General features: G+C 37.3%; 1 protein-coding gene. It reads left to right on the top strand.

Translation table 11 applies throughout. The annotated features are described in order from the left end of the window. Nucleotides 1-803: 803 nt before the first annotated feature. A complete protein-coding gene (locus tag AAKU52_RS17425; protein ID WP_354335912.1) occupies nucleotides 804-1,289 on the top strand; it encodes a type IV toxin-antitoxin system AbiEi family antitoxin domain-containing protein in 486 nt (161 codons plus the stop codon). The last annotated feature ends 173 nt before the right edge of the window (nucleotides 1,290-1,462 follow it).

Here is a 1,462-nt window from a genome sequence, read left to right as displayed (position 1 = left end):
CTTTAAACTGAAACAGGAAAAATAAAACCTTACCAAAAGAGCTATAGGAAATTGTTTCTACAAATAAAAGATGGGCTTCATGGGGCGGATACGTCTGCACCCACAAAAACTACCTTGCTTAGACTGCCTGATTCTTTTAGGAATCAGGCATACTAAGAAGGAAATAATTCGCAACTCATTATTTCTTTTAAGATTCATATACACGAATTCAACAGTTTGTTGCGAAACGTACCAAATGCTTTGAAAAGAATTGTCTATAAGCCGCACTGAACTGACACGCATGCCAGTTTGCTGAATGATTAATACTCGGCGATAGTCGCCGTAGACTATTGCTTTCATAAATAAATATTGTAAATTCTAACCTTTAGTAGAGTTCGCGATACAACTTTCCCTGGTCACGGCAGACACGGGAGTCTTTTTAACTAGAAGAATTAAAAGTATACGCCTCGTAGTATTTGGCGCTCCCGTAAGTATATTATATTTTACATAGATCTGCATAGAAAGAAGTCAACACCGATCAAGATTAATTACAGCACAGCGATAAACGCTGATTTCGACTATCATTAAGCGCTGGTTTTAGCACATCAATAAAAACTAATTTCAACGCAGCAATAAAAACTAGTTTCATCCCGATTATATTGATACGATGAGTTTAGTTCTTTAATCATTCTTTTTGTCAAAACAAGGATGGATAAACGAATATCAATCGTTTATCCTGTTAAAATTATACATGTTTAACCATTCTATGTAGTTTTGATATAGGATAAACGAGATAAAACCGTTTATCTTATTAATATTTTACAATGGATATTCGAACAGCACTAATAGAGCTATCTAACCAACCGCTGACCCACCAGCTTCTGGTAGGTCTTTTGAAAGACTATAAACGACCAAATGATAAGATATTATCTTTAAAAGCTGATGGTCTGATTGAACCAGTCAGAAAAGGACTTTATATAGCAGGTAGGTCTCTTGGATCTCAACGACCTGAAAGCGCACTGCTGGCCAACCATATATTCGGACCAAGCTACCTTTCAATGGAAAGTGCGCTCGCCCATCACGGACTAATTCCAGAGAAGGTTTTTGCGGTTACTTCAATGACTACAAAAGCCTCGAGGAAATTTCAGACCAACATTGGACTATATACCTATACCAATCTGCCATTGCCTTTTTATGCATTCGGTATTGCTACCGTGAGTCTGTCTAAAGACCAGCAAGCTATAATAGCGATTCCGGAAAAGGCATTATGCGATAAAATAGTTACAACAGCGGGCATATGTAGTCGGTAACTTATAATGCAGGATTTTTGGCAATTAGGAATGCAGAGTATTTGGCAACAATAGTGCAGAGAAAATGGCAACAATGACGCAGAACTCTAGGGGTAAAAGTAGCATTCTTTTTTCAAGAACCTAAAAAAGTTTTTCGGTTCCGTAACCTGTAACTTTCTCCAGAAAGATTGATG

It is taken from the genome of Pedobacter sp. CG_S7, assembly GCF_040544395.1.
Classification (GTDB): Bacteria; Bacteroidota; Bacteroidia; order Sphingobacteriales; family Sphingobacteriaceae; genus Pedobacter.
This window is presented reverse-complemented; position numbering and strand designations above follow the sequence as displayed.

Bases quoted from the DNA above. Each gene is read 5' to 3' on its own strand.
- AAKU52_RS17425 (WP_354335912.1), top strand. From the start codon at position 804: ATGGATATTCGAACAGCACTAATAGAGCTATCTAACCAACCGCTGACC.